This window comes from Rubellimicrobium rubrum (assembly GCF_006152115.1).
Classification (GTDB): domain Bacteria; phylum Pseudomonadota; class Alphaproteobacteria; order Rhodobacterales; family Rhodobacteraceae; genus Rubellimicrobium; species Rubellimicrobium rubrum.
On sequence record NZ_VDFU01000001.1, the window covers coordinates 79,200 to 92,334 of the forward strand.

The 13,135-nt window shown below is 67.9% G+C and carries 15 protein-coding genes; 3 read left to right on the top strand and 12 right to left on the bottom strand.

The window, feature by feature from the left end; translation table 11 throughout:
- The first annotated feature begins 5 nt into the window (after positions 1 to 5).
- The 3 genes from FHG66_RS00390 (at position 6) to FHG66_RS00400 (ending at position 3,449) form a co-directional block, all read left to right on the top strand.
- The gene (locus tag FHG66_RS00390; protein WP_139074554.1) at positions 6 to 1,478 is read left to right on the top strand and encodes a pyruvate dehydrogenase complex E1 component subunit beta; all 1,473 of its coding nucleotides are present in this window, start codon (positions 6 to 8) and stop codon (positions 1,476 to 1,478) included.
- A gap of 14 nt (positions 1,479 to 1,492) precedes the next feature.
- A complete protein-coding gene (locus FHG66_RS00395) occupies positions 1,493 to 2,938 on the top strand; it encodes a pyruvate dehydrogenase complex dihydrolipoamide acetyltransferase (RefSeq protein WP_139074555.1) in 1,446 nt (481 codons plus the stop codon).
- Positions 2,939 to 3,032: 94 nt separating this feature from the next.
- Positions 3,033 to 3,449, top strand: coding sequence for an MliC family protein (locus FHG66_RS00400; protein ID WP_139074556.1), 417 nt, complete (start codon positions 3,033 to 3,035; stop codon positions 3,447 to 3,449).
- 1 nt (position 3,450) lies between these two features.
- Here FHG66_RS00400 and cysE read toward each other — a convergent pair whose 3' ends face one another.
- The 12 genes from cysE to FHG66_RS00460 form a co-directional block, all read right to left on the bottom strand.
- Positions 3,451 to 4,257 carry a serine O-acetyltransferase gene (gene cysE / locus FHG66_RS00405; protein WP_139074557.1) on the bottom strand — a complete coding sequence of 269 codons (807 nt, stop codon included), beginning with the start codon at positions 4,255 to 4,257 and terminating at the stop codon, positions 3,451 to 3,453.
- A 111-nt stretch (positions 4,258 to 4,368) separates the two neighbouring features.
- Positions 4,369 to 8,253, bottom strand: coding sequence for a baseplate multidomain protein megatron (locus FHG66_RS00410; RefSeq protein WP_139074558.1), 3,885 nt, complete (start codon positions 8,251 to 8,253; stop codon positions 4,369 to 4,371).
- A complete protein-coding gene (locus FHG66_RS00415; protein ID WP_425471689.1) occupies positions 8,253 to 8,678 on the bottom strand; it encodes an NlpC/P60 family protein in 426 nt (141 codons plus the stop codon). Before FHG66_RS00415 ends, FHG66_RS00410 begins: the two co-directional genes overlap by 1 nt.
- 5 nt (positions 8,679 to 8,683) lie before the next feature.
- Positions 8,684 to 9,553, bottom strand: coding sequence for a DUF2163 domain-containing protein (locus FHG66_RS00420; RefSeq protein ID WP_139074560.1), 870 nt, complete (start codon positions 9,551 to 9,553; stop codon positions 8,684 to 8,686).
- On the bottom strand, positions 9,550 to 10,182 hold the full coding sequence (locus FHG66_RS00425) for a DUF2460 domain-containing protein (protein WP_139074561.1): 633 nt from the start codon (positions 10,180 to 10,182) through the stop codon (positions 9,550 to 9,552). Before FHG66_RS00425 ends, FHG66_RS00420 begins: the two co-directional genes overlap by 4 nt.
- Before the next feature lie 9 nt (positions 10,183 to 10,191).
- Positions 10,192 to 10,839: a phage tail tape measure protein gene (locus FHG66_RS00430; RefSeq protein WP_139074563.1), complete on the bottom strand. Its 648-nt coding sequence runs from the start codon at positions 10,837 to 10,839 to the stop codon at positions 10,192 to 10,194.
- Positions 10,820 to 11,038 carry a rcc01693 family protein gene (locus FHG66_RS00435; protein WP_139074565.1) on the bottom strand — a complete coding sequence of 73 codons (219 nt, stop codon included), beginning with the start codon at positions 11,036 to 11,038 and terminating at the stop codon, positions 10,820 to 10,822. The genes FHG66_RS00430 and FHG66_RS00435 overlap by 20 nt, the downstream gene beginning before the upstream one ends.
- On the bottom strand, positions 11,035 to 11,349 hold the full coding sequence (locus tag FHG66_RS00440; RefSeq protein WP_139074567.1) for a gene transfer agent family protein: 315 nt from the start codon (positions 11,347 to 11,349) through the stop codon (positions 11,035 to 11,037). Before FHG66_RS00440 ends, FHG66_RS00435 begins: the two co-directional genes overlap by 4 nt.
- Positions 11,350 to 11,352: 3 nt before the next feature.
- Positions 11,353 to 11,766, bottom strand: coding sequence for a phage major tail protein, TP901-1 family (locus FHG66_RS00445; RefSeq protein ID WP_139074569.1), 414 nt, complete (start codon positions 11,764 to 11,766; stop codon positions 11,353 to 11,355).
- Positions 11,767 to 11,783: 17 nt separating this feature from the next.
- Positions 11,784 to 12,200, bottom strand: a complete 417-nt coding sequence (locus tag FHG66_RS00450; protein ID WP_139074571.1) for a DUF3168 domain-containing protein — start codon at positions 12,198 to 12,200, stop codon at positions 11,784 to 11,786.
- A complete protein-coding gene (locus FHG66_RS00455; RefSeq protein WP_139074573.1) occupies positions 12,197 to 12,535 on the bottom strand; it encodes a head-tail adaptor protein in 339 nt (112 codons plus the stop codon). Before FHG66_RS00455 ends, FHG66_RS00450 begins: the two co-directional genes overlap by 4 nt.
- The gene (locus FHG66_RS00460; protein ID WP_139074574.1) at positions 12,535 to 13,125 is read right to left on the bottom strand and encodes a head-tail connector protein; all 591 of its coding nucleotides are present in this window, start codon (positions 13,123 to 13,125) and stop codon (positions 12,535 to 12,537) included. The genes FHG66_RS00455 and FHG66_RS00460 overlap by 1 nt, the downstream gene beginning before the upstream one ends.
- Positions 13,126 to 13,135 lie beyond the last annotated feature (10 nt).

Genomic DNA, 13,135 nt, shown 5'->3' on the forward strand with positions numbered 1-13,135 from the left:
CAAGTATGGCCACCAATATCCTGATGCCTGCCCTTTCCCCGACCATGGAGGAAGGCACGCTTGCCCGCTGGCTCAAGAAAGAGGGTGATGCGGTCAAGTCCGGCGACATCCTTGCCGAGATCGAGACCGACAAGGCCACGATGGAATTCGAGGCCGTCGACGAGGGCATCCTCGGCAAGATCCTCGTGTCTGAGGGGACCGAGGGCGTGAAGGTCAACGCACCGATCGCCGTGCTGCTGGCCGAGGGCGAGGACGCCTCGGCCGCCGTGCCTTCGGGCGGGCTGGGCTCGGCGGACCCCGAGGACCGCGCCAACCTCGACCAGGCCCCGGTCGGCGACATCGCCGGAACCGGCGACTCGCCCACCACGGCCGAGAAGAAGATGGCCGACCCGATGGCAGAGGCTCCCGTGCCCGCGACCCCGGCGTCGTTGGTGACGCAGAGCGGCAACGGGCAGTGGTCCGCCGACAGGCTCAGCGACGTGCCCGAGGGCACGGCCACCAAGACCATGACCGTCCGCGAGGCGCTGCGCGAGGCCATGTCCGAGGAGATGCGCCGCGACGAGACGGTCTTCCTCATGGGCGAGGAGGTCGGGGAGTATCAGGGCGCCTACAAGATCTCCCAGGGGATGCTGGACGAGTTCGGCCCCCGGCGGGTCATCGACACGCCGATCACCGAGCACGGCTTCGCGGGGATCGGGGTCGGCGCGGCCTTTGGCGGGCTGCGCCCCATCGTGGAGTTCATGACCTTCAACTTCGCCATGCAGGCGATGGACCACCTGATCAACTCGGCGGCCAAGACGCTGTACATGTCCGGCGGCCAGATGGGCTGCCCCATCGTGTTCCGCGGCCCCAACGGCGCGGCGGCCCGCGTGGCGGCCCAGCACAGCCAGGACTTCGCCGCCTGGTTCATGCAGGTGCCCGGCCTGCGCGTGGTCATGCCTTATTCGGCTTCGGACGCGAAGGGCCTGATGAAGACGGCGATCCGCGACCCGAACCCGGTGATCTTCCTGGAGAACGAGATCCTGTACGGCCGGTCCTTCGAAGTGCCGGTCATGGACGACTTCACCATCCCCTTCGGCAAGGCCAAGGTCGAGCGGGTGGGCAAGGACGTCACCATCGTCAGCTTCGGCATCGGCATGACCTATGCGCTTCAGGCCGCCGAGGAGTTGGGCAAGCAAGGCATCGAGGCCGAGGTCATCAACCTGCGGTCTCTGCGCCCCCTCGACCTGCCCACGGTGCTGGAGTCGGTGCGGAAGACCAACCGCTGCGTAACGGTCGAGGAAGGCTGGCCGCAGGGGTCGGTCGGCTCGTATCTCGGCTCCCAGATCATGCGCGAGGCGTTCGACTTCCTGGATGCGCCGGTGATCTCGCTCACGGGCAAGGACGTGCCGATGCCCTATGCGGCGAACCTCGAGAAGCTCGCCCTTGTCACGGTGCCCGAGGTGATCGACGCCGTGAAACAAGTCACCTACCGCTGAGGGAGGCCCGCGACATGCCCACGCAGATCCTGATGCCCGCCCTGTCCCCCACCATGGAGGAAGGCACCCTCGCCCGCTGGCTCGTGAAGGAAGGCGACACCGTCAAATCCGGCGACGTGATGGCCGAAATCGAGACCGACAAGGCCACGATGGAGTTCGAGGCCGTCGACGAGGGCGTGATCGGTAAGATCCTCGTGTCCGAAGGGACCGAGGGCGTGAAGGTCAATGCCCCCATCGCCGTGCTGCTGGCCGAGGGCGAGGACGCATCGGCGGCTTCGGGCGGGGGCGACACCTCGCCCGCGTCCATGGCGGCAGTCGATGCCGGGGGGAACCCGCCGGCCGGCGCGCCTGATCCGTCGGGGGCGATCTCGGACTACTCTCTGGGGCCCGTGCCCGAGCGGACCGGGAACGCTCCAGCCGGCGTGCTCGATGCGGCAGCGGCGAAGAACGAGGACGGGTCAGCGGCTGGGACAGGTTCGTCGGCTCCAGTTGCGTCGCAGGGCGGGCGGGTGTTTGCCTCGCCGCTCGCGCGGCGGATCGCGGAGCAGAAGGGGCTCGACCTGTCCGCCATCAAGGGCAGCGGTCCCAATGGCAGGATCGTGAAGACCGACGTGGAGAACGCCCAGCCGGGTCAGGCAAAGACCGCCCCGGCAGCAGCCCAGCCCGCCGCCGCGCCCGCGCCGAAGGCCGCCGAGGCGCCGAAGCCTGCCCCGGTCGCCGCACCAGCTGGACCGTCGGCCGATGCCATCCTGCGGATGTACGAGGGCCGGGAGACCGAGGAGGTCAAGCTCGACGGGATGCGCCGGACCATTGCGGCGCGCCTGACCGAGGCCAAGCAGACCATCCCGCATTTCTATCTGCGCCGGGACATCCGGCTCGATGCCTTGCTGGCCTTCCGGGCCCAGCTCAACACGGCATTGGAAGGCCGCAAGGTGAAGCTGTCGGTCAACGACTTCGTCATCAAGGCCTGCGCTCTGGCCCTTCAGCAGGTGCCCGACGCCAACGCGATCTGGGCGGGCGACCGGATCATCAAGCTGAAGCCCTCGGATGTCGCCGTGGCCGTGGCCATCGAGGGCGGCCTTTTCACGCCCGTGCTCAAGGACTCGCATCTCAAGTCGCTGTCGGCGCTGTCGGCCGAGATGAAGGACCTCGCGGCCCGCGCGCGGACCAAGAAGCTGGCCCCGCACGAGTACCAGGGCGGCAGCTTTGCGATCTCCAACCTTGGCATGTTCGGGATCGACAACTTCGATGCCGTGATCAATCCGCCGCACGGGGCCATCCTGGCGGTCGGCGCCGGCGTGAAGAAGCCAGTGGTGGGTGCGAACGACCAGATCGAGGTAGCGACCGTCATGTCCGTCACGCTGTCGGTCGATCACCGGGTGATCGACGGGGCGCTGGGAGCGCAACTGCTTCAGGCGATCAAGGACAATCTGGAGAACCCGGTCGGCATGCTGGCCTGATCAGGCCGTTCGTTCGGCATGACAGGCTGTGTCGGTGTCCTAGGTGAAGACGGGCCGTCCTGAGGGGCGGCCCTTTTCTCAGGAGGCCACTTTGATGCGCAGGTCCGTTCCAGCCCTATTGTTGATCAGCGCCGTCGCAGCCTGCGAGGCCATTCCTGCCCCGACAGGAGCCCCACGGCCGGGCAGCGCTTCGGCGCCGTCGCCGTCGGAGGTCGCAGCAGCCTCGATCCCGCCCTTGCGCGACGCTGTGACCTACCTGTGTGCCGATGGCCGGGTGGTTCAGGCCGAATACCCTGAGAACGACGACCCGGTGGGCGGCAACTCGGCGCGGCTGGTCATCGACGGGCAGAGCGTCCGGATGGTTCAGGGCGTCTCGGCCAGTGGGGTCCGCTACATCGGGGGCGGGCTGCAATGGTGGACGCGCGGCCTTCGCACGGCCACGCTGGCGCCCTTGGCTGCGGGCGAGAGCTTGGCCTCTGTTCCTGGGACGGAGTGCCGGTCGGGCGGCTGAGTCACTCGCCCGGGACGCGATGGTCCATGCTGATCGCCGGCTGCGCGCAACCGGCCTCGCCCACGATCTTGGCGGGGACGCCCGCCACCGTCTTGCAGGACGGCACGTCGTGGAGGACCACGCTGCCCGCCGCGATGCGCGAGCACTGGCCGACATGGATGTTGCCCAGCACATGCGCGCCCGCCCCGATCAGGACGCCGTCGCCGATCTTGGGATGCCGGTCGCCATCGGTCTTGCCGGTGCCGCCCAGCGTCACGGAATGGAGCATGGAGACGTTGTCGCCGACCACCGCCGTTTCCCCGATGACGATGGAATGGGCATGGTCAATCATGATGCCCTTGCCGATCCGTGCGGCCGGATGGATGTCCACGCCGAAGACCTCGGAGGCGCGCATCTGGAAGAAGTAGGCCATGTCGCGGCGGCCCTGGCTCCAGAGATGATGCGCGACGCGATAGGCCTGCACGGCTTGAAAGCCCTTGAAGTAGAGCATGGGCTGCAGGAACGTGTGGCAGGCCGGGTCGCGGTCGGTGATGGCGACGATGTCGGCACGGGCGGCTTGGGCGATGCCGGGTTCGTCCTCAAGGGCTTCGTCCACGATCTCTCGGAAGATCTGGCCCGACATTTCGGGCGAGGTGAGCTTCATCGCGATCCGGTAGGCGAGCGCCCGTTCGAAGGTCGGGTGGTGGAGAACGCTGGAATGGACAAGGCCGCCCAACAGGGGTTCGCCCGCAATCGCGGCCTCGGCCTCAAGGCGGATGCGCGACCAGACGGGGTCGATCTCGGCCAAGTGGAATTTCGGTGTCGGCATGACCGTGCCCTCCATCGCTTTGCCCGAACCCTTACCGCAGATAGGCGTCGGGAGCCACGGTCAAAGGACCGGGCTCCCCAAGCTCGCCATGAGCGCGAATTATATCCCTGCTCACCCAGGGAGGGCGATGGAGCGGGTCGGCCCCGCGCCGAACCGGTCCGACAGTTGGGCCACCTCGACCACGCAAGGGCCAGGTCCGTCCACGGCACGCATGGCTGGCGTATAGGTCCAGGCCGCCTGCCCGGCTTCCGCATCGCGGAGGGTCACGCCATTCCGGATGATCCGAATGAGGTATGCCTCGCGCTCCTCGCCCAAGGGAACGTCGGGGCCGGCCCATGAGTCCCCCTCGATCCGGGTGCGACGGGTCCAGGTGACGAGAACGCCCCCGGATCCGGGCCGGGCGCGGAGGTGGCAGACAGAATAGGGGCGAAGGCCAACGGCCTGAAACGCAGCCTCCCGATGACGCCAAGAGGGGTCGCTGGATGGACGGGAGGACGGCCCCCAACGGTAATGCCGCAGGCGGTCACGCTGCGATGCCGGGAGGTTCCACTGAACCGGGCCCCCGTCGAGCAGCACGAATCGCGAGCCCGGAGGCCAAGCGGCGGGCATAACCCCGTCGGTTCCGGCTTGCCCACGCAGCCGAAGCCGCAGATCCCACGTCATGGGGGCTACAAGTTCGGCCTCCGCGAATTGGAACACCTCCCATTGGTCCGACAGGCCGTCTCCGATGGCAGCGGCCGACGCACCGCCCAGCACCCTTTCGCGACCCACCGACGCCAGGGTGCCTTGCACGAGCCGGACACGGAGGGCCGACCCTCGGTCCCAGAGACCCGGTTCGGCGGCGACAAGCGCCGTGAGCGTCGTGCCCGTGGTCGCGGGGCGGGTCTGGGACAGGACCGTCCGATAGTCCGCGTCGGTGTCGCTGGCCCGCAGCGTTACCGGACCCGGCCAGGGACGCCCGGCAAAGGCGACGTAAGGGGCATGAGGGACCTCGTCCCCGGTCAGGAGCGGCAGGTCGAGAAATATCGCCTCTACAGGAACTTGAGCGGCGAAGGGTCTGAGCGGAGACGGCTCATCTCCGGTCTCGGCGGCCTGCCAGGTGTCGGGCTCGACGCGCAGGGCTTCGATGGAGCGGAGCCCCGTGTCCTCGACGCGGTCAATTCGCCAGGACGCGCCCCCTAAGGCTACGACATCACCCGGTCCCAGATGCGACATGGATGGCGGCACGGCAAAGCGCACTCCGTCGCGCGCGACCCGGGCTTCGTGGAGCCAGCGTTCGGCGATGAGACGGCCTTCGGCGCGCCGAAGCACGAGGGGAAGCGCATTGCGCGACAGCGACGGCACGGGGTCGTCCGGGAGCAGTGCCTCGGCCGAGGCACTGGCGTAGTCGCTGCCATGCTCCAGAAAGCTCAGCTGGACGCGCCCCACCAGTTCCGCCTCGGGGGCACGGATGCGGGAAAGCGAGGCCTCCGCACCCCGGTCCAGGGCAAGGCTACCTTCGTCGAGGGCGGCGTCAGCACGGCCGTTGCGGCTGCGGAACACGAGCCGCCCGTCGCGTTCGGCCGCGTCGAACCCATGGGCGAGCATCAAGGGCTGAAGTGCCTCACGCGCGGTGCCCGTCTCCTCCAGCAGCATTCCCCGCACGAGGCCATGGAGACGGGTCGTGTCCGGGGGAGGAAGGCCGCTCTGCGTGCAGATCTCCTCGACCACCGAAGCGAGCGTCCGGGCCGAGGCGCGGCCGTTCAGCCAGTGACCGCGGTCGTGGTTAGGGCCGTCGCCCCACAAGTCGGTCCGTGCAGGGAAAGCCGGAAACGGACGGGCGTCCCACGCCCAGGCATGAGCGCGGTCCATGTCCACCATGGAGCCGTCATACAGCGGCGAGGCCGGGTTGTTCGCGGGGTCCGCCCAGTGGTGGAACAGGGCGCGGTAGTAGTTCTGCTGCAGCAGGTCGTCCCGAAGACCGTTGGAGAAGTGCGGCAGGCTTGATTCCGAGGACTTGGGATCGAGGAACTTGTTGGGTTCGTTGGTGCCCTTGTCGATGGCGGCGCAGCCGATCTCGGTGAACCAGATGGGTTTGGAGCGGGGAACCCAGGCCGTCGGCGCGGCCGAGCGCTGGCCGCCGATGCGGTCATGGTGGGAATTGGACCACCAGCCCTTGATATCCTTGGGCCGCCAGATCCAGGGTTCCCCGTGCCCGTCCATGATGGGCGTACGGCGCTGCGCGGCGCGGTCGGCCCCGGAGGCGTAGTTCCAGTCGTAAAGCTCGCCCCCCGCGACGTTGGAGGCAAGGTAATTCACGTCGTGAATATCGCCCCAGGACGCATCCAGATGATCCGTGCCGTCGCGCCAGTCCGAGAGCGGCATGTAGTTGTCGATGCCGATGGCGTCGATCGCCGGATCGGCCCAGAGCGGATCGAGGTGGAAGATCTTGTCCGCGGTCCCGGGCGGCTGGTAGCCGTGATACTCGGACCAGTCGGCGGCGTAGGTGATCTTGGCCGCCGGCAGGATCGCCTTGACCTCGGCGGCGAGGCGGCGGAGCGCCTCCACGGCCGGAAAGCCTTTCGCGCCCCGGATCGTGGTGAGGCCGCGCATCTCGGTTCCGACGCAGAAGGCGTCCACGCCGCCTGCCTGGGCACAAAGATGGGCGTAGTGCAGGATCATGCGGCGGAACGACCATTCGGCAGGGCCGGAGTAGGTGACGCCGGTCGGGGTCCGCACGAAATGCGAGGGCTCCGCCCGTCCGAAAAAGGCGGCCACCTCTGCATCCGCAGTGGCGGTGCCATCCGGGGAGCCGGGATGGCCGGGCGCGACGGACAGGGTGATCCGCCCGCGCCAGGGAAGCGGCGGCTGCCCTGCGCTGCCATGGGGGTCGGGGAGCGCGTTGCCCGCCAGTTGGTCCATGAGCAGGAACGGGTAGAAGACGACCTGCTTTCCCCTTTGCCGGATCTCGCGGATGGCCTGGATGACCGACGCGTCGGTAGGCGTGCCGCCGTAGACGGGCTGATCGTCTTGACGGGGTACGAGGCGCGCCGCTTCGCGGGACAGCCCCGAGACGGACCACGGCATTCCTTCGCCATCGGCTTGGGCCTGCTCGACCTTGGGCTCGATGCGGCAGTGGCCCGCGCGGAGATCATCGCCGAACCAGCAGGCCACAAGGCTGACGGAGCGAAGGCGCGGCAGCTCGGTCTCGAGGGAGTCCAAGGAGACGAGGAGATCCGCCTTGCCCTGGGGCGTGCTGATGTTGGCCGCAGTGCGCTCGGCAAAGCCGGTGGACAGGTAGACGGGCGTGGTCGCCAGGGCGTATTCGCCGGTCCCTGGGATCAACGCCACCCCGCGCAACAGGCGGGCCATGTCCTCGGCGCTGCTATCGGGCCTCTGGGGAGCGGGGCGGAAAACCTCAAAGGAGAGTTGGGGCACGCGGTTGCCGAACCGGCCGAGGGGAAGATCCTCGATCACGACATAGGCTATGCCGCGATAGGCCGGGGCGCGTCCTGCTCCCTCGACGGCCTCCATGCGGGGATCGGGAAGCTGATCCTCGGTGCCGTGATAGACGGACATTTGGAGGTCGCCGGTGGGGATCTCCACCCCGTCGGCCCAGATGCGCCCCACGCCGCTGATCTCGCCCTCGCACAGCGCGACGGCGAGGGAGACGGAGTAGCTGAATTGCGTCACCTCGGGTTGAGGTGCGCCCTTGCCGCCACCCGTAGTGGTCGAGGACTCCTGGAAGCGGGTGGCCCAGATCACCTGGCCGCCCAGCCTCACGGCTCCATGAATACGGGCGACGGACGTGCCTTCGGACGCCCCAGTCAGACGGAAGCGGTCGACCCGGCCGGTTTCCACTGGCGCGCTGCCTGCACCCAAGATGCGTTCGTCGATCGCGCGTCCGAGCATGGCCCCGGCGGCTCGGCCTGCTGCCGCCGCGGAAAGGCCCAGGACCGAGCCCCCAAGGGAGCCACCCAGCGCCATGCCGGCGGCGGAAAGGACGAGGGTGGCCATCATCGGGCTCCTTCGAGGTCGAAACGGGCCACGATACGGGCGGCCCACGGGGCGGAGAGCGGAGATTCGACGACGCCATGACCGCTCATGGAGTGGATGAAGGCCGGCGTGTCGTCGGTGCGGGACAGAATGCCTAGATGTTTGGCCACGGAACCGGGCCGCATCCGGAACAGCAGAAGATCTCCGGGGTCGCCCTGCCCTGGCCGCAGCAGGCGCTGCGCCTCGAGCCAGAGACGCTCCTCGCCCTGAGGCTCCGACCAGTCGGGCGTGTAGGGCGGAACTGGGGCGGGCTCCTGGCCGTGGACCTCGCGCCAGATTCCTCGGATGAGACCCAGACAGTCGCAGCCTGCGCCCTTCGCGCTGGCCTGATGGAGATAGGGCGTGCCGATCCAGGCTCGGGCGGCGCGGACGATCCTCGACTCCACGGGGGTCAACGCAGGCGTCCCCCGTCATTGATGCCGGAAGGAACCGGCACGGACATCAGCCAATCCTCACCGGGAATGAAGGGGAAGCCGCGAAAGTTGGCAATGTTGGCGAACCGGTTCCGGCATGTCGAGGCGCGCTTGTCGCAGCCGGGCTCGATCAGGATCGTATCTTCTGGGCCAAGAGGCGCGCGAAGGGGAGACCAAAGCTCGATTAGTCGCAGCCCACCTTCCATTCGGTCGTGCCTCACGGTGCCAGTCAGCCCCGAGGCTTGGCCGGATAGCACGGAAAGACGACCACGCTCGAACCAGCGAGGCTCGAAGCGGGACAGGTTGGAAAAGCGGAACACTCTGCCATCGGTGCTTCCGCCGGGGAGGCGAGCCGAGCGACCCGGCTGCGACGTGTCGAAGCGACAGGCGGCATCGCCGAGGACGGCAGAGCATGTGGTCTGGTAGAGACGGCCGGTCGGCCGGTTCAGAGCCTCCGACAGACCACGCAATTCGGCATGGAATGCTCCGTCGCCGCGCCGAATTTCGCCCAAGGTGCCGCGGAAGCGAAGCTCGCGCTGGTCGGGCGCGGCCCAGTTGACGGCCCAAAGGCGGACGTCGGCCGCGTCATAGCGACCGGCGTCGATGTCGGCTTCGTTGATGGCGTCGGAGGATAGGATGCCGAGCGCCTCGGTGTTGTCCACGGCAAGCCCCGTGCCCTGCATCACGGCCTTGGCGGTCATACCCGAGTCGGGGCGGAAGGCGATACCGCCGAAGGACAGCGGCCGGTCGTGGTCGGTGAAGCCGAGCGTCACGCGGTCGGTGCGCGTCACGGCCCAGCAACGTGCGATGGTGGTCGCCCCGGTAGAGAGATGATCGCGAAGGCTCATGCGCGGACCTCGATGACTGGGACCGATGGCACTCCTCCCGCTTGGTACGTGGAAGCCTGGATACGGATGGAGTCGGTGTCGAAGCGGACAGGCACGTCGAATTCGAAGCCTGCCGTGACAGTGGCAGCGGCCTCGGGAGCGCCGACAAAGGTCACGCAGCCTGTCGCGGCATTCAGCGACCACTCGGTGCCCTGGACACGTTCGCCGCCGGCCACGGCGATCCGGACGGTTCCGGCCACGGGCTTGGCAATGGTTCGCCAAGCCGTCACATGCCCGGACACATAGCCCTTGCGAAGCTGGAATGTCCGGGTTCGGCCGTCGACGGTCCCGATCACCTGGTCGAGCGGCCCGGGAACTGCCGAGGGCGGGCACGACTTGTGGTCGGCCCAGTCCTTCCAGCGAAAGCCGTTGAGCTGTCCGCCTCGGGCCTCAAAGAAAGCCAGGAGAGCGTGAAGGTCGTCGGGGGATTGGAGCCCCAGGCCTGCGTCATAGCGGCGGCGGCTCTGGGCCCAGGGAGAGTTCCGTTCCTCCCAGCCATTGGCCAGGGTAACGATCTCGGTCCGCCGCTCGGGCCCGCCCAGGGCACCGAAGCTGAGGCTGGTGGGAAAGCGGGTCTCGTGGAACGACATGCGATGTCCTCAGCGGTTGCGGGCGCCGCGCCCGAGCAGGCGCGACATCTCGGCGGCGATCTGCCCTTGCGAGCGTTGGAAGCCCGCCACGTCAGGAGTCGAGACATTGATGGTGACCTGAGCGGCCCCGCTGCTGTGCGGACGTGCGCCTAAGCGTCCATCCGTCCCTCGCGTGTGGGGCATGTTGGCTTCGAGGCTTGCCTCGTCCATCAACCCCGCTGATCCACGCGTCGGGAAGAGCTTGGCCTGCGAGACCGCGCCGCCTTTGGTGAAGGGCGCCACGCGCTTCTGGCTGAAGGACGCCCCATCGGCGAAGGGCATGATCCCTGTGACGACGCCGTTTAGGCCTCCCGCCAACGCGTCGCCAAGTTGGTCCGAGACCGGCTTAACCGCCGCCTTATACACGGTATCGATCATCGTGCGGCCTACGGTGCCCAGCGCCTGAGACAGACGGTCCCCGTCGACCACCAAGCCGTCGATAGCGCGGCGCAGACCGCCCGAAAAACCCTTCTCGACGGCTCCGAAGTGGCGAGTGGCTTCTCCGAGGGAGGTCCGAACGCGCGTCAGCTCCGAGGAGAATGCCGAGGCGACGCGGGTGGCGTCGCCCATGCGGGCCTGGAGGTCGTCCATACCGTCGTCAAGGTCGAACAGGGTCATAGGGGACCTCGCAAGGTTGGTCGGGGTGGCTTTGGCTGAGAGCCAGGAAACGGTCACGGGTCATGGGGTGGGGACGCTGGTCGAGACCGAGCATGAGGGACAACTCGGCTGGCGTGAGGCTCCAGAACTCCGCAGGGCGGAGGCGGAGGGTCACAAGGCCCGCGCGCAGCAGCGCGGGCCAGTCGAACGCGGAGGTCATCCGGGCACCGCGAAGGCCCGCGCGAGGAGCTCGGCCGCAGCTCTCACGGCGCCCAGCGGGCCACCTGCGATCTCGGCTGTCAGCAAGTCGGAGGACGTTACACGCCACCCGCCTCCACGCAGGCCCGCCACGAGCAGAGCCATGACATCGCGCGAAGACACGTCGCCGGACTCGAAGCGGGCGACTAGGGCCACCAACGTGTCGCCGCCTAAGGAGGCTTCCAGTTCGGCCAGTGCCCCGAGCGTCAGCTTGGCAGTACGCGGAACGCCGTCCACAAGGATCTCGACCTCGCCGGCATGGAGGTTGGCCATGACCTAGATCCCCGCAAATGCAATGGCGCCAGCAGACGCGAGAGAGATCTCGTAAGTCGCCTCCCCATCATGGGTGCCCGCGTATTCGATGGACGAGATCTGGAACGGCCCCTGAAGCGTGCCGAAGCTGGGGATCACTACCTGACACGTCGGGTGATCGCCCGCGAAGAAGAGGCTGCGCATCCGGGCATCCGAGGCGGCGTCCTTGAAGACCCCGTTCCCCGACAGCGCCGCCGAGCGCAGACCTGCGCCCCGGAGGAGTTCGCGCCAGCCCCCGGGGGAGTCGAGCGAGGTGACGTCCACCGACTCGGCGTTGAGAGCGATCCGCGTGGCGCGCAGGCCTGCGACGGTCTCAAACCGACCAGCGCCGTCCATGTCGATCTTGATGAGAAGGTCCTTGCCGGCTTGGGCGGCCATGTGAGGCTCCTTGAAGGTTAAACCGCGTCATCTTCGACACGGACGCGAAAGATGAGGTCGATCTGGCGTGTCTCGCCCGCGCCCTTGCGGGTCGCCGAAGCGCGCAGGAACCGGAGGAACACGACACGACCGCGTGCAAGAGTCAGGTCCGAGCCGAGCAATGCGTCGGAGACGGCCGCCGCGACTGCTTTGGCTGCCGAAAAACCGGCGCCGTCAGTCACAACCGAGACCATAGCGTCGTGTTCGGCCCCCTGCCCAATCTGGTCCGAGCGGTCGCGTACGACCTCGGGTCCCAAAGCGACATAAAGCGTGGGAAGTATGCCGGGCGGGACCTGGTCATAGACATGGTTTCCGACCAGCGCGCGGAGGTTGTCATCCGACGTAAGTTGCTGAAACAAGGCGGTCTGAAGGCTCTGTGCCAAGGCATAGGTCACAGGGCAGCCTCCTCGTAGGCGACACACAGGAGGTAGCGGCCCGAGGCATCGGACAGCGACACGGACGAGATCGGGTAGACGCGGGACCCATCCCGGAAGCGCTGGCCGGGCTGGGGCCGTGACGGCGCGCCGACCGGAGCACCACGCACAGTGATGCGAAGGGGGAGCCGGGCCTCGCCCGCTGCTGGCTGCGCCGAGATGCGGAGAGATCCGGGGTCGATCGCAGCCCAGATGACGCCCAGAGCTGACCAGCCGCTTACGAAGCCGCCTGCCCCGTCCGCCATGCGAGTGGGCTGCTCGAGCACCAGCCTGCGGCCTAGCTTCGGGCTACTCATCAGAACCCCCCTGATAGGCGGATGGGCCGGTACCGGTCGATAAGGGCAGTCACGCCAAAGGGCATGCAGCCCGCGCTCAGCGCCGTTTCGTGCCGAAACTCATGGTAATGAGCCGCGAGCATGAGCACGGCCTGGGCGAGGTCCGAAGGCACCTTTGCCCAGTCGGGACCGAAACCCGCCCTGAAGACGATCCGGGCCGAGCCGCCAGTCGGGATCGGGGGAAGAAAGCCAGGGATCACCAGGCAAGGTCGGACGGCATCGGTCTCGAGCCGCCAGGAGCCCGCCGGAAGTGTCGCGGCGACTCCCTCTGCATCGGCGAGCGCAACCGAGATGACGGAGGTCACGGGGGCGACTGGAAAGGGCTGTCGCTCGGCCCGACGCCAGGCGTCGACTGTCATGGCATAGGTCCGCTCCAGGAGGACCTTGCCCGTCCGCCCCTCTATGGCGGCGATGGCCGCCCGCAGGAAGCCCGCCAAGAGTGCATTCTGCACATCGTCGTCCGAGAACCCGGTCCCGAGGCGCAGGTGCTCCTTAAGACGGGCGACGGGAAGCGCTGTATCAGGCACCTCCGTCAGTTCGACAAGAATCATCGCGAAACCT

Bases quoted from the DNA above. Each gene is read 5' to 3' on its own strand.
- cysE (WP_139074557.1), bottom strand. From the start codon at position 4,257: ATGCCGACACCGAAATTCCACTTGGCCGAGATCGACCCCGTCTGGTCG.
- FHG66_RS00390 (WP_139074554.1), top strand. From the start codon at position 6: ATGGCCACCAATATCCTGATGCCTGCCCTTTCCCCGACCATGGAGGAA.
- FHG66_RS00420 (WP_139074560.1), bottom strand. From the start codon at position 9,553: ATGAGCCTTCGCGATCATCTCTCTACCGGGGCGACCACCATCGCACGT.
- FHG66_RS00460 (WP_139074574.1), bottom strand. From the start codon at position 13,125: ATGATTCTTGTCGAACTGACGGAGGTGCCTGATACAGCGCTTCCCGTC.
- FHG66_RS00400 (WP_139074556.1), top strand. From the start codon at position 3,033: ATGCGCAGGTCCGTTCCAGCCCTATTGTTGATCAGCGCCGTCGCAGCC.
- FHG66_RS00410 (WP_139074558.1), bottom strand. From the start codon at position 8,253: ATGGCCACCCTCGTCCTTTCCGCCGCCGGCATGGCGCTGGGTGGCTCC.
- FHG66_RS00455 (WP_139074573.1), bottom strand. From the start codon at position 12,535: ATGAGTAGCCCGAAGCTAGGCCGCAGGCTGGTGCTCGAGCAGCCCACT.
- FHG66_RS00395 (WP_139074555.1), top strand. From the start codon at position 1,493: ATGCCCACGCAGATCCTGATGCCCGCCCTGTCCCCCACCATGGAGGAA.
- FHG66_RS00445 (WP_139074569.1), bottom strand. From the start codon at position 11,766: ATGGCCGCCCAAGCCGGCAAGGACCTTCTCATCAAGATCGACATGGAC.
- FHG66_RS00430 (WP_139074563.1), bottom strand. From the start codon at position 10,839: ATGACCCTGTTCGACCTTGACGACGGTATGGACGACCTCCAGGCCCGC.
- FHG66_RS00425 (WP_139074561.1), bottom strand. From the start codon at position 10,182: ATGTCGTTCCACGAGACCCGCTTTCCCACCAGCCTCAGCTTCGGTGCC.
- FHG66_RS00435 (WP_139074565.1), bottom strand. From the start codon at position 11,038: ATGACCTCCGCGTTCGACTGGCCCGCGCTGCTGCGCGCGGGCCTTGTG.
- FHG66_RS00440 (WP_139074567.1), bottom strand. From the start codon at position 11,349: ATGGCCAACCTCCATGCCGGCGAGGTCGAGATCCTTGTGGACGGCGTT.